21 protein-coding genes and 3 tRNA genes are annotated in these 20207 nt (G+C 73.3%); 12 read left to right on the forward strand and 12 right to left on the reverse strand.

Annotated elements, in window-relative coordinates; genetic code table 11:
* Positions 1-6: 6 nt before the first annotated feature.
* Positions 7-1032 (reverse strand): LacI family DNA-binding transcriptional regulator, encoded by a 1026-nt coding sequence (locus AC1DT4_RS07805; protein ID WP_477089214.1) that lies wholly within the window; start codon positions 1030-1032, stop codon positions 7-9.
* A gap of 320 nt (positions 1033-1352) precedes the next feature.
* Here AC1DT4_RS07805 and purL point away from each other — a divergent pair, with 320 nt between their 5' ends.
* On the forward strand, positions 1353-3716 hold the full coding sequence (gene purL, locus AC1DT4_RS07810) for a phosphoribosylformylglycinamidine synthase subunit PurL (RefSeq protein ID WP_477089215.1): 2364 nt from the start codon (positions 1353-1355) through the stop codon (positions 3714-3716).
* Positions 3717-3827: 111 nt separating this feature from the next.
* A complete protein-coding gene (gene rsgA / locus AC1DT4_RS07815) occupies positions 3828-4868 on the forward strand; it encodes a ribosome small subunit-dependent GTPase A (RefSeq protein ID WP_477089216.1) in 1041 nt (346 codons plus the stop codon).
* Here the strand turns inward: rsgA and AC1DT4_RS07820 are convergent.
* Together AC1DT4_RS07820 and AC1DT4_RS07825 are read right to left on the reverse strand one after the other, a co-directional pair.
* Positions 4865-5767 carry a hypothetical protein gene (locus AC1DT4_RS07820; RefSeq protein ID WP_477089217.1) on the reverse strand — a complete coding sequence of 301 codons (903 nt, stop codon included), beginning with the start codon at positions 5765-5767 and terminating at the stop codon, positions 4865-4867. The genes rsgA and AC1DT4_RS07820 overlap by 4 nt on opposite strands.
* A gap of 1 nt (position 5768) precedes the next feature.
* The gene (locus AC1DT4_RS07825; protein WP_477089218.1) at positions 5769-6380 is read right to left on the reverse strand and encodes a hypothetical protein; all 612 of its coding nucleotides are present in this window, start codon (positions 6378-6380) and stop codon (positions 5769-5771) included.
* Between the two features lie 259 nt (positions 6381-6639).
* On the opposite strand from AC1DT4_RS07825, the gene AC1DT4_RS07830 reads away from it, so the two are divergent.
* Positions 6640-7977, forward strand: coding sequence for a glycoside hydrolase family 6 protein (locus AC1DT4_RS07830; protein WP_477089219.1), 1338 nt, complete (start codon positions 6640-6642; stop codon positions 7975-7977).
* Position 7978: 1 nt separating this feature from the next.
* Here AC1DT4_RS07830 and trpS read toward each other — a convergent pair whose 3' ends face one another.
* Positions 7979-8953 (reverse strand): tryptophan--tRNA ligase, encoded by a 975-nt coding sequence (gene trpS, locus AC1DT4_RS07835; protein ID WP_477089220.1) that lies wholly within the window; start codon positions 8951-8953, stop codon positions 7979-7981.
* Between the two features lie 176 nt (positions 8954-9129).
* Here trpS and AC1DT4_RS07840 point away from each other — a divergent pair, with 176 nt between their 5' ends.
* The 4 genes from AC1DT4_RS07840 (at position 9130) to purM (ending at position 12671) form a co-directional block, all read left to right on the forward strand.
* Positions 9130-9510 (forward strand): sterol carrier family protein, encoded by a 381-nt coding sequence (locus tag AC1DT4_RS07840; protein WP_477089221.1) that lies wholly within the window; start codon positions 9130-9132, stop codon positions 9508-9510.
* 25 nt (positions 9511-9535) lie between these two features.
* Positions 9536-9940 (forward strand): histidine kinase, encoded by a 405-nt coding sequence (locus AC1DT4_RS07845; RefSeq protein WP_477089222.1) that lies wholly within the window; start codon positions 9536-9538, stop codon positions 9938-9940.
* Positions 9941-10002: 62 nt separating this feature from the next.
* A complete protein-coding gene (gene purF / locus AC1DT4_RS07850) occupies positions 10003-11550 on the forward strand; it encodes an amidophosphoribosyltransferase (protein WP_477089223.1) in 1548 nt (515 codons plus the stop codon).
* A complete protein-coding gene (purM, locus tag AC1DT4_RS07855) occupies positions 11547-12671 on the forward strand; it encodes a phosphoribosylformylglycinamidine cyclo-ligase (protein WP_477089224.1) in 1125 nt (374 codons plus the stop codon). Before purF ends, purM begins: the two co-directional genes overlap by 4 nt.
* Positions 12672-12765: 94 nt before the next feature.
* Here the strand turns inward: purM and AC1DT4_RS07860 are convergent, their stop codons facing one another.
* Positions 12766-12978 (reverse strand): DUF3073 domain-containing protein, encoded by a 213-nt coding sequence (locus AC1DT4_RS07860; protein WP_056026136.1) that lies wholly within the window; start codon positions 12976-12978, stop codon positions 12766-12768.
* Between the two features lie 520 nt (positions 12979-13498).
* On the opposite strand from AC1DT4_RS07860, the gene AC1DT4_RS07865 reads away from it, so the two are divergent.
* Positions 13499-13708: a BldC family transcriptional regulator gene (locus tag AC1DT4_RS07865; protein WP_477089225.1), complete on the forward strand. Its 210-nt coding sequence runs from the start codon at positions 13499-13501 to the stop codon at positions 13706-13708.
* 124 nt (positions 13709-13832) lie between these two features.
* Here AC1DT4_RS07865 and AC1DT4_RS07870 read toward each other — a convergent pair whose 3' ends face one another.
* The 6 genes from AC1DT4_RS07870 to AC1DT4_RS07895 all read right to left on the reverse strand — a co-directional run bounded on the left by AC1DT4_RS07870 (position 13833) and on the right by AC1DT4_RS07895 (position 15558).
* Entirely contained in the window at positions 13833-14150 is a 318-nt protein-coding gene (locus AC1DT4_RS07870; RefSeq protein ID WP_477089226.1) for a DUF3618 domain-containing protein, read from the reverse strand.
* Positions 14147-14557 (reverse strand): phage holin family protein, encoded by a 411-nt coding sequence (locus AC1DT4_RS07875; RefSeq protein WP_477089279.1) that lies wholly within the window; start codon positions 14555-14557, stop codon positions 14147-14149. The genes AC1DT4_RS07870 and AC1DT4_RS07875 overlap by 4 nt, the downstream gene beginning before the upstream one ends.
* Positions 14558-14652: 95 nt before the next feature.
* The gene (locus AC1DT4_RS07880; protein ID WP_477089227.1) at positions 14653-15093 is read right to left on the reverse strand and encodes a phage holin family protein; all 441 of its coding nucleotides are present in this window, start codon (positions 15091-15093) and stop codon (positions 14653-14655) included.
* Positions 15094-15241: 148 nt separating this feature from the next.
* A tRNA-Phe gene (locus tag AC1DT4_RS07885) sits at positions 15242-15314 on the reverse strand.
* A 58-nt stretch (positions 15315-15372) separates the two neighbouring features.
* A tRNA-Asp gene (locus tag AC1DT4_RS07890) sits at positions 15373-15446 on the reverse strand.
* Positions 15447-15485: 39 nt separating this feature from the next.
* A tRNA-Glu gene (locus AC1DT4_RS07895) sits at positions 15486-15558 on the reverse strand.
* Positions 15559-15696: 138 nt separating this feature from the next.
* On the opposite strand from AC1DT4_RS07895, the gene AC1DT4_RS07900 reads away from it, so the two are divergent.
* The 3 genes from AC1DT4_RS07900 to AC1DT4_RS07910 are packed head-to-tail and all read left to right on the forward strand — an operon-like array spanning position 15697 to position 17896.
* Positions 15697-16050 carry a metallopeptidase family protein gene (locus tag AC1DT4_RS07900; RefSeq protein WP_477089228.1) on the forward strand — a complete coding sequence of 118 codons (354 nt, stop codon included), beginning with the start codon at positions 15697-15699 and terminating at the stop codon, positions 16048-16050.
* Positions 16051-16052: 2 nt separating this feature from the next.
* On the forward strand, positions 16053-16964 hold the full coding sequence (locus tag AC1DT4_RS07905; RefSeq protein WP_477089229.1) for a cation diffusion facilitator family transporter: 912 nt from the start codon (positions 16053-16055) through the stop codon (positions 16962-16964).
* Positions 16965-16984: 20 nt separating this feature from the next.
* On the forward strand, positions 16985-17896 hold the full coding sequence (locus AC1DT4_RS07910; protein ID WP_477089230.1) for an LLM class flavin-dependent oxidoreductase: 912 nt from the start codon (positions 16985-16987) through the stop codon (positions 17894-17896).
* Between the two features lie 6 nt (positions 17897-17902).
* On the opposite strand, the gene galE is transcribed toward AC1DT4_RS07910, so the two are convergent.
* On the reverse strand, positions 17903-18862 hold the full coding sequence (gene galE / locus AC1DT4_RS07915) for a UDP-glucose 4-epimerase GalE (protein WP_477089231.1): 960 nt from the start codon (positions 18860-18862) through the stop codon (positions 17903-17905).
* 237 nt (positions 18863-19099) lie between these two features.
* On the opposite strand from galE, the gene AC1DT4_RS07920 reads away from it, so the two are divergent.
* Positions 19100-20203 carry a polyprenyl synthetase family protein gene (locus AC1DT4_RS07920; RefSeq protein ID WP_477089232.1) on the forward strand — a complete coding sequence of 368 codons (1104 nt, stop codon included), beginning with the start codon at positions 19100-19102 and terminating at the stop codon, positions 20201-20203.
* Positions 20204-20207: the final 4 nt, after the last annotated feature.

A 20207-nucleotide genomic window follows, 5' to 3' on the forward strand; every position in this document is an offset into this window, starting at 1 on the left:
GTCGTGTCAGGGGTGCAGGCCGCAGCTGTCGCGAACCACCAGGTCGGTGGCGAGCGACTCGTGCCGCGGGGTCGTGCGGTTTCCGGTGATGCGCTGGTCCAGCACCTCGGCGGCGAGTGCCCCGAGCGTGCGCATCGGCTGGCGGACGGTGGTGAGGGCGGGACGGGCGTGGCGCGCGGCCATCACGTCGTCCCAGCCGGTGATGGCGATGTCGCGGCCGACCCGCAGGCCGATCTCCTCGGCGGCGACGATCGCCCCGAGCGCGATCTCGTCGTTCGCGCACACGAGCGCGTCGGGGCGATCGCGCACGGCAAGGAGGGCCGCCGCGACGCGCGTGCCCGACGCCTCGTCGAAGAGGCAGGGCGTGAGCGTGGGCTCGATGCCGTGCGCGGTGAGGCCCTCGCGGACGCCGCGCCACCGCTCGGCGACATCGGGGGACTCCTCCGGGGAGCCGAGGAAGGCGACCCGGCGCACGTCGTGGCCCGCGAGGTGCTCGCCGAGCGCGCGGGCGGAAGTGATGCCGTCGGCGCGGATGGAGTCGACCCCGGCGAGCACGGGCCGGGCCACCACGACGACGGGGAGCCCGGCGAGACCGGCGATCGTCTCGTCGGAGACCGTGCGACCCAGCAGGACGAGGCCGTCGACGCGCCCGGCGAGCTCGCGCACGGCGGCGTCGGGGTCGGGCCGCCCGTGCGTGGCCAGCACGAGCACGCTGCGGCCGAGCCGCGACGCAGCCTCCTCGTAGCCCAGCAGCACCTCGGCGTAGTACGGGCCCGACAGGTCGGGGAAGACGATCCCGTTGGCGGCGTGCCGGCGCTCCGCGAGCGAGGTGCCCGCGTGGCTGGCCCGGAAGCCGAGCTCCTCGACGGCGACGAGGACGCGCGCCCGGGTCGACTCGGCCACGGGAGCAGAGCCGCGCAGGGCGCGGGAGACGGTGGCGATGCCGACGCCGGCACGCTCGGCTACGTCGTAGATCGTCACCGGGGCAGCGCTCGGACGGCCGTCGCCGGTGCCCATAGGAAGCGCTTTCATGAGACGACCGTCACACGGCCACCCGAACCGCGCAACTCGGACGAAGACGACACGGACGCCGTGCGGCCTCGGCGGGACGCGCCGGGCCGCGCGTCCGCCCAGGTCAGTGCCCGTGGTTGCCCGGAGCGCCGGGCCTCGCAAAACTGCTTCGGATTTGCTCGCCCGCCGAGGGCCTCGACGGGCCGATCGGGCCTCAGTGCGGTCGCGTGGACGGTGCGCGGGGCGGAGTCCGGGCCCCGGTATCCTGGGCGTCGTCTGCCGACGTCGGCCGCGCTGCCGAGAGGTGGCGAGAGAGCCACGGGTCTCCACCGAGGGAATCGATGACCACCGCACCTGCGCGCGCCCCCCAGACCGACACCGTCGACGTCGCCGCCGCGACCCCCGACCAGGAGCAGCCGTTCGCGGAGCTGGGCCTCAAGCCGGACGAGTACCAGCGCATCCGCGACATCCTGGGCCGCCGCCCCACCGCCGCCGAGCTCGCCATGTACTCGGTCATGTGGTCGGAGCACTGCTCCTACAAGTCGAGCAAGAACCACCTGCGCCAGTTCGGCGACAAGACGACCGACGCCATGAAGGCGCACCTGCTCGTCGGCATCGGCGAGAACGCCGGCGTCGTCGACATCGGCGACGGCTGGGCCGTGACCTTCAAGGTCGAGTCGCACAACCACCCGTCCTACGTCGAGCCGTACCAGGGCGCGGCCACGGGCGTGGGCGGCATCGTGCGCGACATCATCTCGATGGGCGCGCGCCCGGTCGCGGTCATGGACCAGCTGCGCTTCGGCGCCGTCGACCACCCCGACACCGCCCGCGTGGTGCACGGCGTCGTGGCCGGCGTCGGCGGCTACGGAAACTCGCTGGGCCTGCCCAACATCGGCGGCGAGCTCGTGTTCGACGCCTCGTACCAGGGCAACCCGCTGGTCAACGCGCTGTGCCTCGGCGTGCTGCGGCACGAGGACATCCACCTGGCCAACGCCTCGGGCGCGGGCAACAAGGTCGTCCTGTTCGGCGCGCGGACCGGCGGCGACGGCATCGGCGGCGCCTCGATCCTCGCGTCCGAGACGTTCGACGACACGAAGCCCTCCAAGCGACCGTCGGTGCAGGTGGGCGACCCGTTCATGGAGAAGGTGCTCATCGAGTGCTGCCTCGAGCTCTACGCCGCGCGCGTGGTCGAGGGCATCCAGGACCTGGGCGCGGCAGGCATCTCGTGCGCCACCAGCGAGCTGGCCTCCAACGGCGACGGCGGCATGCACGTCGACCTCGAGAACGTGCTGCTCCGCGACCCCACCCTCACGGCCGGCGAGATCCTCATGTCGGAGTCGCAGGAGCGCATGATGGCCGTGGTCCGGCCCGACCAGCTCGACGAGTTCCTGGCCATCACGGGCAAGTGGGACGTCGAGACCGCCGTGATCGGCGAGGTCACCGGCACGGGCCGCCTGACCATCGACCACCACGGCGAGCGGATCGTCGACGTCGAGCCGCGCTCGGTCGCGCACGACGGACCGGTCTACGACCGCCCGTACGCGCGTCCGGCCTGGCAGGACGGGCTCAACGCCGACACGACGGCGGCGCTGGCCCGCCCGGCCACCGACGCCGAGATCCGCGCGACCGCCCTCCAGCTGCTGGCCAGCCCCAACCTCGCCTCCAAGGCCTGGGTCACCAACCAGTACGACCGCTTCGTGCAGGGCAACACCGCGCTCGCGCAGCCCGACGACTCGGGCGTCATCCGCGTCGACGAGTCGACCGGCCTGGGCGTCGCGCTCGCCACCGACGCCAACGGCCGGTACGCCAAGCTCGACCCGTACTCAGGCGCGCAGCTGGCCCTCGCGGAGGCGTACCGCAACGTCGCGACGACGGGCGCCCGCCCGCTGGCGGTGACCGACTGCCTCAACTTCGGCAGCCCCGAGCACCCCGACTCGATGTGGCAGCTGGTCGAGGCCATCCGCGGCCTGGCCGACGCGTGCCAGGTGCTCGAGGTGCCGGTCACCGGCGGCAACGTCTCGCTCTACAACGGCACCGGCGAGCCCGGCCTGATCGACTCCGCCATCCACCCGACCCCGGTGGTCGGCGTGCTGGGCGTGCTCGACGACGTCGCCGACGCCACCCCGTCGGGCTGGACCGCCCCCGGGCAGGCCGTGTACCTGCTGGGGACCACGCGCGCCGAGCTCGACGGGTCCGCCTGGGCCGACGTGGTGCACGGCCACCTCGGCGGCCTGCCGCCGGCCGTAGACCTCGCGGCCGAGCGCCGGCTGGCGACGGTGCTCACGCACGCCAGCCGCGACGACCTGGTCGACGCCGCCCACGACCTCTCGGAGGGCGGCCTGGTTCAGGCGCTCATCGAGTCCAGCCTGCGCTACGGCGTCGGCGTGCAGGTGTCGCTCGACCCGATCTGCGAGCGCGACGGCGTCACGCCGTTCGAGGCCCTGTTCTCCGAGTCGACGGGCCGCGTGCTCGTCGCGGTGCCGCGCTCGGAGGAGGTGCGCCTGGTCGACCTCTGCACCGCACGCGGCGTCCCGGCGCTGCGCCTGGGCGAGACGGCCGAGTCCTGCTCGCCGGGCGCCGGCACGCCGGTCGACGAGTCCGACCACGTGCACGGACCGGCCGTGGAGGTCCAGGGCCTGTTCACCCTGCCGCTGGACGAGGCCCGCGCGGCCTTCGAGGCGACCCTCCCGCGCTGGTTCGGCTGACCCCCCCCGCGAGAACAACGTTGCGGCCGTTGCGGAGCCGCATGACGGCCGCAACGTTGTTCTCGCGTATTTGCCTGGAGGGGCGGGGCGCGCCGACATAGCGTCGACGGCGTGCCAGCCGATCTCCACCCCGACCACGTCCGCGTGGTGCGCGCCGACAAGGGCGCGGTCCTCGTGCTGTCCGCTCATGAGCTCATGGCGGCCGCGACGCCGCGTCGCGTCGCGCTCGATCGCGACGGGCTCATCGCGACCGAGGACGGCGAGCGGCTGCCGCCGACCGTCGGTGACTGGATGCTCGTCGACGACACCGACGAGGGCCCCCGTGCCCGGACGCTGGCCACGCGCCGGACCGCGCTGGTCCGGGACTCCGCCGGGGCGACGTCCCGCGTCCAGGCCCTCGCCGCCAACATCGACGTCGTCCTCGTGGTCGAGCACCTCGACCCCGATCCGCAGCTCGGGCGCGTGGAACGCCTGCTGGCGCTCGCGTGGCGGTCGGGCGCGCAACCGGTCGTCGTCCTCACCAAGGCGGACCTGGTGCCCGACGCCGCCGGCATGGCCGAGGAGGTCGCGGCGGTCGCGCTCGCGGTCGACGTGCATGCGGTCAGCGTCCCGACCGGCCAGGGGATGGAGCGCCTGCGTGAGCTGCTGGTCCCCGGCGCGACGCTGGTCGTCGTCGGCCCGTCGGGTGCCGGCAAGTCGACGCTGGTCAACGCGCTGGCCGGGCGCGACGTCATGGCCACGGGCGGGCAGCGGTCGGACGGCCGTGGCCGGCACACCACGACGCACCGTGAGCTGGTCCGGCTGGCGGGCGGCGCCGTGCTGATCGACACCCCGGGCATCCGCGGCGTCGGCCTGGTCGCCGACGGGGATGCGCTGGACACCACCTTCGCGGACGTCGCCGAGCTGGCGCTCGCCTGCCGGTTCGCGGACTGCCACCACGCGGGCGAGCCCGGCTGCGCGATCCGGGCGGCGCTCGACAGCGGCGAGCTGTCCCTGCGTCGGTACGAGAGCTGGCGCCGGCTGGCGCGCGAGGCCGCCTACCAGGCCCGGCGGACGGACGCCCACCTGGCCGCGCTGGAGAAGCGCCGCTGGAAGGCGCAGACCCGGCAGTACCAGCGCGGCTTGCGAGGACCGGGCCACCCGCGCGGCTAGCCCGGCGGTACGTTCACGAACTGGAACTGCAGCCGGACGTCGGCCGTCCGCGGCACCATCAGGGTCGTCGCGCTCGCGGACCACGCGGACGGCACGAGGAACATCGCGGTCGGCCCCTGGACCAGCAGCCGCAGCCCGCGGTACCGGTAGCGGGGCTGGTCGGTGAGGGCGGCGCACGCGGGGTCGGGCGCGTCGCCGGTGGCCCAGCACAGGTCCTCGGGCGCGGCGACGGTGTTGCGCAGGTGCAGGTCGGCGGGGCTGTCGAGGATGACGGCAGGCAGGTCGTCGAGGTTGCGAGCCAGCTGCTGGGCCTGCCCGCGGCCGGACCAGTCCGCCGTGATCGACACGGCCCAGAACGCGGCGGCCAGGACCAGCACCCACATCCCGGCGACGATCCCGGGGGCTCGCGTCGTCGCGTAGCCGAGGGTCAGGCCGCAGACCGCGGCGCCGACCCCGATGAGGATCGCCGACACGAGCGACAGGTACGGCCAGGCACCCCACCAGGCGTAGGCGACGAGCAGCACGAGCCCGGCCACGAGCACCCCGCAGCCGGCCGACACCCACCAGCGCGCGGCGCGCTGCACCCGGGCGTCGCCGCCGTCGGCCGACCGGGCCTGGCGCGCCCCGGCGTCGATGCGCCCGTGCAGCGCGACGACCGCGACGGACACGACGGTCAGCACCAGCAGAGGGACCAGGAGCGGCTGCGGGCTGCGCATCACGTAGTCGCGCGGCGTCAGCCCGATGGTGTCGACGTCGACCCCGAAGTACGCGTACTGCGACCGCGTGAACACGTACCCGAAGTAGAAGAGCAGCGTGGTCACCAGCGTGATCGGCGCGGCGATCTGCGTCGCCAGCGTGAGCCACCCGGGCAGCACGCGGCCGCTCGGGGTGGTCGCCACGTCAGCCGTCCCCGTTGGTGACCGGGAAGCTCTCGAGGTCGAGGTCCGCCGACACGTCCGGGGCGGAGCCCAGCTGTGCGGCCACGTCGTCGCAGTCGGCCGTCGTCGCCGGATCCGCGCAGGAGAGGGTGCCGGACATGCCGACGAGCGCGCTCGCGCCGGGCGGCGCGGTCGGGCCGCCGTCCCGGGCGAACCCGACCAGGCAGCCGGAGTCGTCGACCGTGATGGTGGCGCCGAGGCAGGCCCGGCCCGACTGGCCCGTGCACGCGGCGTCGTAGACCGACCACGTGGCGGGCTCGACCTCGGCGTGGGCGATGGCGAACGACATCCCGTCGGACAGCTGCGGCGTGCCCTGGCCGCCCCAGCTCCAGAAGAGGCACACGACTCCGGCCTCGACGGACGCCGGGGAGCCGGACCCGGCGACGGCGGTGGTGAGGACCGGCAGAGCGTCACCCTGGTCCTGCGGCTGCTCGACGTCGCCCGAGCCCTTGGTGGGCGCGACGTCCACGGCCGCGGGGGACGTCTCGGCAGGGGCCGCGGTGGTGGGCGGCGAGGTGCACGCGGCCAGGGCGGCGACGAGGGTGAGCGCAGCGAGCAGGCGTCGTGACCGCATGACCGGACCTCCTACGCGGCAGCCGGGGGTGCATCGCCGCGCCACCTCTCAGGATGGCCGCCGCCGGCCGCAGATACGAGCCCGGGGGTGCGGAAGCGCATCGACGAGCCGGATCCGTTGGCTAAACGTTTCGGATGCGCGCGACCGCTCGCCAGACCGCCCGGGCGTCCGGTTTCCTCGACGGGACCGGTCCCGCGACGTCACCGCCGACGCGAGCGGGACCCCACGACCCCGAGCCGTCCCGAGGAGATCCCCGCCCATGCCCACCCGCAGAAGCGTCACCGCGCTGCTCGCCGCCGCGGCCGTCGCGGTGGCCGGTCTCACCGCCGTCACCGCCAGCGCCGCCCAGGCCGCCACCGGCTGCCAGGTCGACTACCGGATCACCAACCAGTGGCAGGGCGGCTTCGGCGCCGACGTGACCGTCACCAACCTGGGCGACCCCGTGAGCGCGTGGACCGTCGGCTGGTCGTTCGGCGCCGGCCAGAAGATCACCAGCCTGTGGAACGGCACGGCCACCACCACGGGCTCGGCCGTCTCCGTCGCGAGCCTCCCCTGGAACGGCTCCTTGGCGACGAACGGCCGGACGAGCTTCGGGTTCAACGCCTCGTGGAGCGGCTCGAACCCCGCGCCCTCCTCCTTCACGGTGAACGGCACGCCGTGCACGGGCACGACACCCACCCCCACCCCCACACCCACCCCGACCCGAACGGTGACACCGACGCCCACGCCCACGCCGACAGCGACCACACCCCCGACCGCCAGCAGCTTCTACGTCGACCCGACCACGCAGGGCTACCGCGCGTGGCAGGCGGCGACCGGCACGGACAAGGCGCTGCTCGAGAAGATCGCCCTGACCCCGCAGGCGTACTGGGTGGGCAACTGGGCCGACCCGGCGCACGCCAAGGCGGAGGTAGCCGACTACACCGGCCGCGCGAAGGCCGCCGGGAAGACCCCGATGCTCGTCGTCTACGCGATCCCGGGCCGCGACTGCGGCTCGTACTCCGGCGGCGGCGTCGCCGAGAGCGCGTACGCGGCCTGGATCGACACCGTCGCCTCCGGGATCCAGGGCAACCCGTACGTGGTCCTCGAGCCCGACGCCCTCGCCCAGCTGGGCGACTGCGCCGGACAGGGCGACCGCGTCGGCTTCCTCAGGTACGCGGCCAAGTCGCTCACGCTGAAGGGCGCGCGCGTCTACATCGACGCCGGCCACTCGTCGTGGCTGCCGGTGAGCACGGCCGTGAGCCGGCTGAACCAGGTCGGCTTCGAGTACGCGGTCGGGTTCGCCCTCAACACGTCGAACTACCAGACGACCGCCGCGTCGAGGTCGTACGGCCAGCAGATCTCGCAGCAGCTGGGCGGCCGGAGGTTCGTCATCGACACGTCCCGCAACGGCAACGGGTCCAACGGCGAGTGGTGCAACCCGCGTGGTCGGGCGCTCGGCGAGAAGCCGACCCTGGTCAACGACGGGTCGGGCCTCGACGCCCTCCTCTGGGGCAAGCTGCCGGGCGAGTCGGACGGCACGTGCAACGGCGGACCGGCGGCCGGTGCCTGGTTCCAGGACATCGCCCTCGAGCTGGCCCGCAACGCGAGATGGTGACTCAGCCGTAGACCATCCCCATGAGCTCGCGGACGTCACGGATCGTGGCGTCCGCGAGCGCGTTCGCCCGGGCGTTCCCCGCGGCGAGGATGTCGGCCACCAGCCCGGGCTCCGCGGCGAACAGGGCGCGACGGGTGCGCAGGGGAGCCAGGTACGCGACCAGCGCCTCGGCGACGACGGCCTTGAGCCGGCCGGCGCCCCCGGACCCGATCTCGTCGGCGATCGCCTCCGGGACGACCCCCGTGCACAGCGAGGCGAGCAGCAGCAGGTTGGCGACCTCCGGCCGGTGCTCCGGGTCGTAGGTGATCGTCCGGTCGGTGTCGGTCTTGGCGGACCGGATCGCCCGGACCGTCTCGTCGGCGGTCGCGCGCAGCTCGATCGCGTTGCCGCGGCTCTTGCTCATCTTGCGGCCGTCGGTGCCCAGCACGGTCGGCGCCTCGGAGAGGAGGGCCTCGGGCTCCGCGAAGCAGGGTCCGTACCGCTGCGTGAACCGGCGGGCGATCGTCCGGGTCAGCTCCAGGTGCGGCAGCTGGTCCTTGCCCACGGGCACCACGTCGGCGTGGCAGAACAGGATGTCCGCGGCCTGGTGCACCGGGTAGGTGAGCAGCAGCCCGCTCATCGACCGGCCGGAGTCCGCCAGCTCCTGCTTGACGGTGGGGTTCCGCTCGAGCTCGGCCACGGACACCAGCGACAGGAACGGCAGCATCAGCTGGTGCAGGGCCGGGACGGCGCTGTGCGTGAAGATCGTCGCCGCGTCGGGGTCGATGCCGGCGGCCAGGTAGTCGAGCACGATCTCGTGCACGTTGGCGGCGATGTCGCCCGTGCCGTCCCGGTCGGTGATGACCTGGTAGTCGGCCAGCACGAGGACCGTCTCGACGCCGGACTGCTGCAGGCGGACCCGGTTGGCCACGGTGCCGAACAGGTGGCCGACGTGCAGCGGACCGGTCGGCCGCTCGCCGGTGAGCATGCGCTTCATGGGATCTCCTCGGGGGACGGGCGCCGCGCACGTGCCAGGAGACAGCGATGCCCCCGAGGCCGCGTGAGCAGCTCGGGGGCAGGACGACCGCGGGCTGCGTCTAGTGCAGCCAGCGCCAGGTCGTCGAGGTCATGGCCAGGAGGCTAGCCCCGGCGCGGGCACGGCACAATCGACCTGTGCCTCCGCGACGCCGTACCGACCCCGCCGACGGACGGGCTGCGCTCGCGGTCTGGCGAGCGGACCCGGCCGGCGTCCCGACCGCCGCGCGGCGCACGGCCGTCCGGTTCACGCTCGAGGAGCTGGCCGAGGTGGCCCCCGGCAACGCGGTCGAGGTGCGGGTGCCGCCCGACGGCGCCGTGCAGGCGGTGGAAGGACCTCGTCACACCCGCGGCACCCCGCCGAACGTGGTGGAGACCGACGCGCAGACCTGGCTCGCGCTGGCCACCGGCGCGCTGACCTGGCAGTCCGCGGTGGCGGACGGCCGGATCCGGGCGTCGGGCGAGCGCGCGGACCTGCGGGAGTGGCTGCCGCTGCAGGCCGCCCGCGCCCGCGGCTGAACCCGCACTGACCTAGGATCACGGGGTGCCGAACGACCCCCAGCCGCAGGACGCCGCCGACGAGACCGCGGTCCCGCCCGTGACCGACGCGCCCGCGCTCGACGCCCGCGGGGTCCCCATCCCGTCGGAGCAGGAGCTGGCCGAGGTCGCCCAGCCGGCCACGGTCCGCCACGCCCCGAAGTACGGCGCGTTCATCACGGCGGGCGTCATCGTCGGCATCGTCGTGGGCCTCGTGCTCACCGCCGTGATCGAGCCGGCCGCCCCGCGCGCGGCGGACGGCTCGGGGTTCATCTCGTTCCTCGACGGCGAGGGTGCGGTCCGCACGTGGATGGCCGTCGCCGGTGCGGTGCTCGGCGGCTTCGTCGGCGGCCTGGTCGCCATCCTGGCCGACCGCCGCAGCGTGCGGCGCGCCCTGCCCGCCGACGACTGAGCTGTCGTCTGACCTGTGGTCCGGATGGCCGCCGACGCCGACGCGTGTGCGACCATAGGCACGTGGCCCCCCGCGCAGACGGACGTCTGAACCACGACCTCCTCCCCAACGAAAAAGGCCCCCAGGACGCTTGTGGCGTCTTCGGTGTGTGGGCTCCTGGCGAGGAAGTCGCCAAGCTGACCTACTTCGGCCTGTACGCGCTGCAGCACCGCGGCCAGGAGTCGGCGGGCATCGCCACCTCCAACGGCCAGCAGCTGCTCGTCTACAAGGACATGGGGCTGGTCTCCCAGGTCTTCGACGAGACCGCGCTGAACGCCCTGCAGGGGCACATCGCCATCGGTCACGCGCGCTACTCGACCACCGGTGGCAGCACCTGGGAGAACGCGCAGCCGACGCTCGGACCCACGTCCGCCGGCACCGTCGCCCTCGGGCACAACGGCAACCTCACCAACACGGCCGAGCTGGTCGACCTCGTCGCCGAGCGGTACGGCAGCCAGCGGCGCGGCGAGCTCGCGCGCGGCAACACCACCGACACGGCGCTGATCACCGCGCTGCTGGCGGGGGACCCGGACCACACCCTCGAGGCGACGGCGCTCGAGGTGCTCCCGCGCCTGCGCGGCGCGTTCAGCCTGGTCTTCATGGACGAGCACACGCTCTACGCCGCCCGGGACCCCCAGGGCGTGCGCCCGCTCGTGCTCGGCCGGCTCGAGCGCGGCTGGGTCGTGGCCAGCGAGACGCCGGCGCTCGACATCGTCGGCGCGTCGTTCGTCCGCGAGATCGAGCCCGGCGAGTTCATCGCCATCGACGCCGACGGCCTGCGCAGCAGCCGCTTCGCGCCCGTGGACCGCGCCGGCTGCGTGTTCGAGTACGTCTACCTGGCGCGCCCCGACACGTCGATCGCCGGCCGCTCCGTGCACGCCGCGCGCGTGGCCATGGGCCGCCGCCTGGCCGTCGAGCACCCCGTCGAGGCGGACCTGGTCATCCCGGTGCCGGAGTCGGGCACCCCCGCGGCCGTCGGCTACGCCGCCGCGTCGGGCATCCCGTTCGGCCAGGGCCTCACCAAGAACGCCTACGTGGGCCGCACGTTCATCCAGCCGTCGCAGACGCTGCGCCAGCTGGGCATCCGGCTGAAGCTCAACCCGCTCAAGGAAGTCATCCGCGGGAAGCGCCTGGTGGTGGTCGACGACTCGATCGTGCGCGGCAACACCCAGCGCGCGCTCATCCGGATGCTGCGCGAGGCCGGCGCGGCCGAGGTGCACGTGCGGATCAGCTCGCCGCCGGTGAAGTGGCCGTGCTTCTACGGCATCGACTTCGCGTCCCGCGCGGAGCTCATCGCCAACGGCCTGGGGGTCGACGAGATCGCCGCGTCGCTGGGCGCCGACTCGCTCGGGTACATCTCCCCGGAGGGCATGATCGCCGCGACCGAGCAGCCCGCGTCGCAGCTGTGCGCCGCGTGCTTCACGGGCCAGTACCCGATCGAGCTTCCGCCGGACGACCGGCTGGGCAAGTTCCTGCTCGAGCAGAACGAGCTGCCGCTGGGCGCGCCCGAGGACGGTCTGCTCTCGATCGTGCCGAGCGCCGGTGGCGCGAGCGCGCTGGACCACCCGTGAGCGGCGCGCAGCAGGTCACCTATGCCACCGCCGGGGTCGACACCGAGGCGGGCGACAAAGCCGTCGAGCTGATGAAGGACGCCGTGCGCGCGACGCACGGCCCGCAGGTGCTCGGCGGCGTCGGAGGGTTCGCCGGGCTGTACGACGCCAGCGCCCTCCTGCAGTACCGCAAGCCGCTCCTGGCCACCTCCACCGACGGCGTCGGCACCAAGGTCGCCATCGCGCAGGCGCTCGACATCCACGACACCATCGGGTTCGACCTGGTGGGCATGGTCGTCGACGACATCGTCGTGGTCGGTGCCAAGCCGCTGTTCATGACCGACTACATCGCGTGCGGTCGCGTGGTGCCCGAGCGGATCGCCGGCATCGTGCGCGGCATCGCCGCGGCGTGCTCGGTGGCCGGAACGGCGCTCGTCGGCGGCGAGACGGCGGAGCACCCGGGCCTGCTGGGTCCCGACGAGTACGACGTGGCCGGTGCCGCGACGGGCGTGGTCGAGGCCGACCAGCTGCTGGGGCCGGAGCGCGTGCGCGCCGGCGACGTGCTGCTGGCGCTGGGCTCGAGCGGTCTGCACTCGAACGGCTACTCGCTGGTGCGCAAGGTGGTCTCGGTGGCCGGCTGGTCCCTGGACCGCCACGTCGACGAGCTCGGCCGCACGCTGGGCGAGGAGCTGCTGGAGCCCACCCGCGTCTACGCCAGCGACTGCCTGGCGCTGGTCGAGCGCGCCGGCGTCGGCGGGCTGCACGCGTACAGCCACGTCACCGGCGGTGGGCTCGCGTCGAACGTCGCGCGCGTGCTCCCGCAGGGCCTGGTGGCCGACATCGACCGCGGCGGCTGGACGCTGCCGCCGGTGTTCTCGCTGGTGCAGCGGCTGGGCCAGGTCCCGTGGACCGACCTCGAGGGCACCCTGAACCTCGGCGTGGGCATGGTGGCGATCGTGGCCGCCGACGCCGTCGGCGGAGTGCTCGCGCATGCCGCGGAGCTCGGGCTCAAGGCGTGGGAGCTGGGCACCGTCCGGCACGCCGATCCGTCCACCGACGTGGTGGGGGCGCCCGGCTTCGTCGCGGGCACCAAGGGTGTGCACGGGGGAGCCGTCCAGCTCAGCGGCTCCTACCGGGTCTGACGCCGTTCCTCACCACCCGCGCAGACACGCGCGCACCACCTGCGAGAGGTGGTGCGGCGCGGGTCCTACGCGTCAGCGCAGGTGGTGAGAACGGTCAGCGATCGTCGTCCGACCAGCGTCGGTAGTCGTCGCTGTCGTCGTCAGTGTCCGTCTCCACAACCGCGCGAGGGCGGTTGTCGGTGACGACATCGTTGTGGCCGTGCGACGTGAGCTCCTGCTCGAGAGCTCGGTAGTTGGTCTCCGGGCTGAAGTACTTCAGCTCCCGGGCCACCTTCGTCTGCTTAGCCTTCTGACGGCCGCGCCCCATGGCATCGACCCCCTCTTACGTGGATGCGGGGCGGCTCCGTGCTGACACGTGCGGCCCCGGGGTGCTGAATCGTCTCTTCGTGGGGCAACGGTACATGGTCGTTCGGTATTCCGACCACTCGCTGTGGGCGACACGCGTCACGTCCGGCTGCTAGGCGAGCCTCTGGATCAGGACTACCGTCCAACTTCCTCGTGCAGTTCTCCCGCGCGTCGGGATGTATGACCGTTTGGTCGGGTTTAGGGTAGTGCTTACGGCCCGAGGGTCGCGCTTGATGAGAGGTTCATGAGGGTCGTGTGAAGGTTCGTTACCAGACCGTGTCCTGGAATGCGACATCTGCGGCTTTCGTTCATGCTAGGTAGGCGTTGCCCCGGTTTCGTCAACTCGAACCGGGTTACGCTCGGTGGATAACGTTTCACAACGCACCGCCGCACCACCGCTCCACATGTACCACCCGCACCTGTACTGGCCGGGCGCCGACGCCGTCGGAGCCGCAGGCCGCACGCTTGCCAGGAGGCAGCTGATGAACGCACACGCCGCAGAATCCGAAGCACTGCTCACGCCCTCCGAGGTCGCGACTTTGTTCCGGGTCGATCCGAAGACCGTCACCCGCTGGGCGAAGGCCGGGAAGCTGTCGTCGATCCGCACCCTGGGTGGTCACCGTCGTTACCGCGAGTCCGAGGTGCGCGACCTGCTCAACGGCATCCCGCAGCAGCGCCCGTCGGACGGCTGAACGACCGTCCCAGCCAGGCCGAGGCCGTCGACCCTCCTCGACGCGCCCTCGGCCGTTCCATGCGCGCAAGCACGACGAACGACTCCGGGGTGCGCAACGGTGCGCGCCCCGGAGTCGTCGCGTGTCAGCCCTTCCGGCGGGCGGCCGCCACGAGCAGCACGAGCAGCACGGCCACGCCGGCCGCCGCGCCACCCAGCACGGTGAACGCCTTCTTGCGGTCCTCGGGGTCCGCGTCGCCGTTGGTGGCGTCGTTCCACAGCTGACGGCCCGACTCCACGGCCCGGCCCGCCTGCGCCCGGGGGTCCAGTCGGGCGACCAGCTCGTCGACCGTCGAGGCCAGCTGGTCGCGCGTCACCGCGATCTCGGCCTCGGCCGCCACCATGTCCGGGGTGCTGAAGGGCTTCGCGGGCTTGGCCGGCTTCTGGTCCTTCTCGTCGCTCATGACTGGAATCCTGCCTTCACCGCGGCGATGTCCTGCTGCACGTTCTCGATGGCCTTCGCGGGAGTGGGTGGCGAGCCGGCCTTGATGCGGTTGATACCGATGAGCACGAGCACCACGATGACCAGCAGCAGGGCCACGCAGACGATGAGCGCCGCCAGCCAGAGGTCGAGCCACAGGTCGAGCACGATGATCGCGGTCGCGATCCCGGCACCCAGCAGGTAGAGCGCGAGCACGGCGCCGACGGCGACCAGCGCCGCGCCGATGCCGAGCTGCTGCGCGCGGCCGGTGATCTCGGCCTTGGCCAGGTCGATCTCCGCGCGCACCAGCCGCGCGGCCTGCTCGCTGAGATCGGACACCAGCTGGCCCAGCGACTTCTCGTCGCCCGGCGGTCCCGACTGCGTGATCATGGGCACGGCCTCTCGTCTGCACGTCCGTAGACCACTCAGTCTGCTGGTCAGCGATCCGCAGCGCGAGAGGTGAGGCCCGGATCACCCACCGGAGGTCAGTCCTCCCAGGGGTGCACCTGCTCCTCGGCGGGGTGGACGGGCTCATGGATCCGCACCACGGAGACGGCCGGCGCCGGAGGAAGGCGCCGCTTGGCCCAGGCCGCGATCCCGCCGCCGACGAGCACGAGCGCGACGCCGATGATGAGCGCGGACAGCCACGGGTCCACCGCGTAGGCCAGGCCCAGGACGGCGGCAGTGACCAGCAGGGCGAGCCCGAAGAAGGTCACCAGGGCGGCCGCGCCGAAGCCGATGGCCGCCGGGCGGACCTCGATCGCGCGGGCGCGGACGCTGCGCGTCACGGCGTCGATCTCGACCTGGACGGCCTCGCGCACGTGGTCCTCGACCTGGCTGAACTTCTCGCGGGCCCGGTCGGCCAGCGGCTCGGTGAACCGGTCGAAGAAGCTGCGGGGTCGGTCGGCTCCGGGGGTGCTGGCCATAGGTCCTCCTGGTGCGGCGTGCGGTGCGCTCAGCCTAGGAGCAGAAGCCCTGGTCGCCGGGCTGCCGCGCAGCAGCGCAGGCGCGCTCGTCGCACCGGGTGCACAGGACGAAGCCCCGCTCCGGATCGTCCGGGCGGGGCTTCTGAGGTGGCCACTGGCAGGGTCGAACTGCCGACCTTTCGATTTTCAGTCGAACGCTCTACCAACTGAGCTAAGTGGCCTAAACGACGCCGCCCGGTCTCTGCTCATCACAGAACTGCTGACCGGGCGTAGATCGAGCGACCCCGACGGGACTTGAACCCGCGACCTCCGCCGTGACAGGGCGGCGCGCTAACCAACTGCGCTACGGGGCCTTGGGTGAAGCTGCAAGGCCTTGGTGCTGATACTGCTCGTACCCCCAACGGGATTCGAACCCGTGCTACCGCCGTGAAAGGGCGGGGTCCTAGGCCGCTAGACGATGGGGGCTTGTCCGACGCGAACATCCAACCCCCAACGCCGAGGCGCCGGATGACCGGTGACGAGCATACGGGGTGATCGGCCCGAACTCCAAAGTGACCGACCGTGGCCACCGTCACGTCGTCGTGAGCAGGCAGGATGGTGCCCATGGTCGACATGTCGCGCGCCGAGTTCGAGGATGCCGTCCGCGACGCGCTCGACGAGATCCCCGACGAGCTGGCGGCCATGATGGACAACGTCGTCGTGCTGGTCGAGGACGAGGCGCCGGAGGGCGAGGTGGACCTGCTCGGTCTGTACGAGGGGACGCCGCTGACCGAGCGCGGCGAGTTCTGGGCCGCCGGGTCGCTGCCGGACCGGATCACGATCTTCCGGCTGCCCACGCTCGCGGTCTGCGACGACCGCGCGGACGTCGTCGAGGAGGTCGCCGTCACCGTGGTGCACGAGATCGCGCACCACTTCGGCATCGACGACGACCGGCTGCACGAGCTGGGCTGGGACTGACCGTGGGCCACGACCACGCGCACGCGACCGCGGCGCAGGCGCACCGAGGACGGCTGCTCGCCGTCCTCGTCCTCACGCTCGTCGTCATGGTGGTCGAGGTGGTCGGCGGCCTTATCTCCGGGTCGTTCGCGCTCATCGCCGACGCCGGGCACATGCTCACCGACGCCGCCGGGGTGGGCCTCGCGCTCGGGGCCACGGCGCTGGCCGCCCGGCCCGCGACCGCCGCGCGCACGTTCGGCTGGCAGCGCGCCGAGATCCTCGCCGCGCTGGTGAACGGCCTGGTCATCGCGGTCGTCGGGATCGGTGTGATCGTCGGCGGCATCGCCCGGATCCTCACGCCGGGCACGGTCGAGGCCGGTCTCATGCTGGCGGTCGCCGCTCTCGGGCTGGCCGCCAACGGCGTCGGGCTGGCGCTGCTGCGACGCGGGCAGAGCGAGTCGCTCACCGTCCGCGGCGCCTACCTCGAGGTGCTGGGCGACCTGCTGGGGTCCGCGGCGGTCGTCGTCGCCGCCGTGGTCGTGCTGACCACGGGGTTCGAGCGGGCCGACGGCATCGCGTCCGTGATCATCGGCCTGATGATCGTGCCGCGCGCCGTCGCGCTGCTGCGCGAGGTCGCGACCGTCCTCCTGGAGGCGACGCCGCGCGGGGTCGACCTGGATGCGATCCGGGCGCACATCTGCCGGGTCCCCGGGGTGCTCGGGGTGCACGACCTGCACGCCTGGACCATCACGTCCGGCGTCCCGGTGCTGTCCGCCCACGTCGAGGTGCCGGACGAGCTCCTCTCGCGCGGCGAGGCGGGTCGCGTGCTCGACGAGCTGCGCCGCTGCCTGGCCGGCCACTTCGACGTCGCCCACTGCACGTTCCAGCTGGAGCCCCCGTCCACCACGGGCACCGAGCACCACGCCCACGCCTGACGGGCGCATAGGGTCGGGGCATGGTTGCTGTGGGGATCGCGCTGCTGCCGCAGGAGCGCTGGGCGTCGGCGCGTCGCAGGTGGCAGCTGGCCGAGGAGTGGGGCTTCGACCACGCGTGGACGTACGACCACCTCGCCTGGCGGGCCCTCGCCGACCAGCCCTGGTTCGCGACCGTCCCGCTGCTCGCCGCCGCGGCCGCCGTCACCGAGCGGATCGGGCTGGGCACCTGGGTGGCGTCGCCCAACTTCCGGCACCCGGTGCCGTTCGCCAAGGACGTCATGGGCCTCGACGACATCAGCGGCGGGCGGTTCCTGCTCGGGATCGGCGCCGGCGGCGAGGGGTTCGACGCCTCGGTCACCGGCGACCCGCCCACGCGCGGGGAGCGCACGCGGCGGTTCGAGGAGTTCCTCGGGCTGCTCGACGAGCTGCTGACCCACCCGGTCACCTCCCACCAGGGCGCCTTCTACCGCGCCGACCAGGCCCGCATGATCCCCGGCACGATCGCGCAGCCGCGCACTCCGTTCCTCGTGGCGGCCAACGGGCCGCGCACCATGGCGCTCGCCGCGCGGTACGGCCAGGGGTGGGTGACCTACGGCCCCGCGTACGCGACGGAGGACACGCCCACCGACCCGGCCGCGGCGCAGGAGCAGTGGTGGACCGGGCTGGCGACGATGCTCGAGCAGCTCGACGCCATCGAGGCCACCGCTCGGCCCGTCGGCGAGCCGCCGCTGCGGCGGTACCTGAGCCTGGACGGGGCGCCGATCTTCTCGATGACGTCGCTCGACGTGGTGACCGAGGGCGTCGAGCGCGCCGCCGCCCTGGGCTTCAGCGACGTGGTGGTCCACTGGCCGCGCGCCGAGGGCGTCTACGCGGGCAGCGAGTCGGTCCTCGAGGGCCTCGTCGACCAGCTCCCGAGGCTCCAGGCCCTCTGACGGTGCTCAGTGGGACCGGCGGGCTTCCCAGGCGCTGGTCACCATGTCGAGCAGGGTGTGGCGCATCTGCCAGTCGAGGTCGCGCGCGGCCAGCTCGCCGGACGCGACGATGCGGGCGGGGTCGCCGGGGCGGCGCGGCCCGGTCTCGGGCTCGAAGGGGATGCCGGTGCCCTCGGCCATCGCCGTCATGATCTCCCGGACCGAGACGCCGTCGCCGGAGCCGAGGTTGTAGACGGGCTCCAGGGTGCGGCCGGCCGCGAGGGCCTGGGCGGCGGCGACGTGGGAGTCGGCGAGGTCGGCGACGTGGATGTAGTCGCGGACGCAGGTGCCGTCGGGCGTGGCGTAGTCGGTGCCGTTGATCCGTGGGGTGCGCCCCTCGGCCAGTGCGTCGAGCACCAGGGGGAAGAGGTTGTGCGGGCTGGTGTCGTAGAGCTCCGGCGTCCCCGAGCCGACGACGTTGAAGTACCGCAGGGACGTGTGGCGCAGGCCCGCAGCCGTGCCCTGGTCGCGCAGGAGCCACTCGCCGATGAGCTTGGACTCGCCGTACGGGGACTCGGGGTTGGTGGCCGTGGACTCGGTGACCAGGTCGACGTCGGGGGTGCCGTAGACGGCGGCCGACGACGAGAAGACGATCGCATCGACGCCCTGCGAGGCCATGGCCTCGAGCAGGTGCGCCGTGCCGGTGACGTTCTGGTCGTACGTGTGCAGGGGGCGCTCGACCGAGACGCCGGCGTACTTGAACCCCGCGAGGTGGACGACGCCGACGACACCGTGCTGCGACAGGGCGTCGGCCACCAGGTCCGTGTCGAGGATCGAGCCCTCGACCAGCGGGACGTCGTCGGGGACGAAGCCCTGGTGGCCGCTGGAGAGGTCGTCGAGGACCACGGTTTCCAGTCCGACCTGCCCGAACGCCCGCACCACGTGCGACCCGATGTACCCGGCACCCCCGGTGACCAGCCATGTCATGCGCCCGAGCGTACCGACGACGGCGCGGCCGAGCCGACCGCGTCCGCGGCGGGGGGAGATCGCGGCCAGGTGCATCCGCGGAGGGCCTTCGGGCCGAAGGGGTGCGCGACAGGTGTGCGAGGGGATCGGCAGGGCTTCCTGATGCGCCCGGCGGAATGCTCAGTATGCTGAGCATCTCCTGCGGGGCGAGGCGGAAACCGGCAGACGACGGGAGGGCCCATGCAGGGAGAGTCGCGGGTGACGGTCCAGGAGGAGCCGGTCGAGGTCCGAGCCGCCGACGAGGCCGACCTGGCCGAGGCTGTCGAGCGCGCGATGGCCACGACGTCGGCGGTGCTGCAGGAGTTCGTCGACGCCCGCACCCGCGTCGCGGCCGGCCGCTCCGACGTGGCGGCGCAGCTGTGGACCGACCTGGCGGGGGTCGTCGGCGGCAAGCTCATGCGCCCCCGGCTGGCCGTCGCCGCCTACCTCGGGCTCGGCGGTACCGACGCCCGGGCGATCGCACCGGTCGCGGCCGCCGTCGAGGTGCTGCACACCGCGATGCTCGTGCACGACGACCTGCTGGACCACGACGAGGTCCGGCGCGGACGGCCCAACGTCGCGGGTGCCACCCGTGCCCGGCTGGCGGCCCGGGGTCTCGACGAGCGCGTGGTCGCCGACCAGGTGCTCGCGGCCGGCCTGCTGGCGGGCGACCTGGCCATCGCGTCGGCGTTCTCCCTGGTGGCGAGCGCCCCGGCGGACGCCGCCGCCCTCGTGAAGGTGATCGGGCTGCTGGCCGAGGGGATCGAGACGACCGTCGTCGGCGAGCTGCTCGACGTCACGGCGTCGCTGGCCTCGCCGCGGGACGTCGACGCGCTCGCGGTGGCGGAGCTGAAGACCGCGGCGTACTCGGGCCGCCTGCCGCTCGTCGTCGGCGCGATCCTGGCGGGGGTCGACGACGGCCGCACCGCCCTGCTCGGCGCCGTCGGGTCGGCGCTCGGGGTCGCCTTCCAGCTCACCGACGACGAGCTCGGGGTGTTCGGGGACCCGCAGGTGACGGGCAAGTCCGTGCTGTCGGACCTGCGCGAGGGCAAGCGCACGGAGCTGCTGCGGCGGGCGTACGCGCTGGCCGACGAGGCCGGGTGCGCCGTGCTGGACGCGCACGTCGGGCGGACGGATCTCGACGAGGCGGGCGCCGCGGCCGTGCGCGGGGTGATGACGGCGTGCGGCGCGCTGGACGAGGTGCGCGAGCTGGCCCGCCGGACGGGGCTGCACGCGCGCGAGCTGGCGATGAGCGGCCTCCCCGAACCGCTGGGAGGCTACCTTGTGGGCGTCGTCGACGATCTCGTCGGACGGGGCCACTGAGTGC

Source organism: Cellulomonas sp. P4_D11 (assembly GCF_056401915.1).

Bases quoted from the DNA above. Each gene is read 5' to 3' on its own strand.
- trpS (WP_477089220.1), bottom strand. From the start codon at position 8,953: ATGAAGCGCATGCTCACCGGCGAGCGGCCGACCGGTCCGCTGCACGTC.
- purL (WP_477089215.1), top strand. From the start codon at position 1,353: ATGACCACCGCACCTGCGCGCGCCCCCCAGACCGACACCGTCGACGTC.
- AC1DT4_RS07865 (WP_477089225.1), top strand. From the start codon at position 13,499: ATGAACGCACACGCCGCAGAATCCGAAGCACTGCTCACGCCCTCCGAG.
- AC1DT4_RS07875 (WP_477089279.1), bottom strand. From the start codon at position 14,557: ATGATCACGCAGTCGGGACCGCCGGGCGACGAGAAGTCGCTGGGCCAG.
- AC1DT4_RS07910 (WP_477089230.1), top strand. From the start codon at position 16,985: ATGGTTGCTGTGGGGATCGCGCTGCTGCCGCAGGAGCGCTGGGCGTCG.
- galE (WP_477089231.1), bottom strand. From the start codon at position 18,862: ATGACATGGCTGGTCACCGGGGGTGCCGGGTACATCGGGTCGCACGTG.
- AC1DT4_RS07805 (WP_477089214.1), bottom strand. From the start codon at position 1,032: ATGAAAGCGCTTCCTATGGGCACCGGCGACGGCCGTCCGAGCGCTGCC.
- AC1DT4_RS07870 (WP_477089226.1), bottom strand. From the start codon at position 14,150: ATGAGCGACGAGAAGGACCAGAAGCCGGCCAAGCCCGCGAAGCCCTTC.
- AC1DT4_RS07830 (WP_477089219.1), top strand. From the start codon at position 6,640: ATGCCCACCCGCAGAAGCGTCACCGCGCTGCTCGCCGCCGCGGCCGTC.
- AC1DT4_RS07860 (WP_056026136.1), bottom strand. From the start codon at position 12,978: ATGGGGCGCGGCCGTCAGAAGGCTAAGCAGACGAAGGTGGCCCGGGAG.
- AC1DT4_RS07900 (WP_477089228.1), top strand. From the start codon at position 15,697: ATGGTCGACATGTCGCGCGCCGAGTTCGAGGATGCCGTCCGCGACGCG.
- AC1DT4_RS07825 (WP_477089218.1), bottom strand. From the start codon at position 6,380: ATGCGGTCACGACGCCTGCTCGCTGCGCTCACCCTCGTCGCCGCCCTG.
- AC1DT4_RS07880 (WP_477089227.1), bottom strand. From the start codon at position 15,093: ATGGCCAGCACCCCCGGAGCCGACCGACCCCGCAGCTTCTTCGACCGG.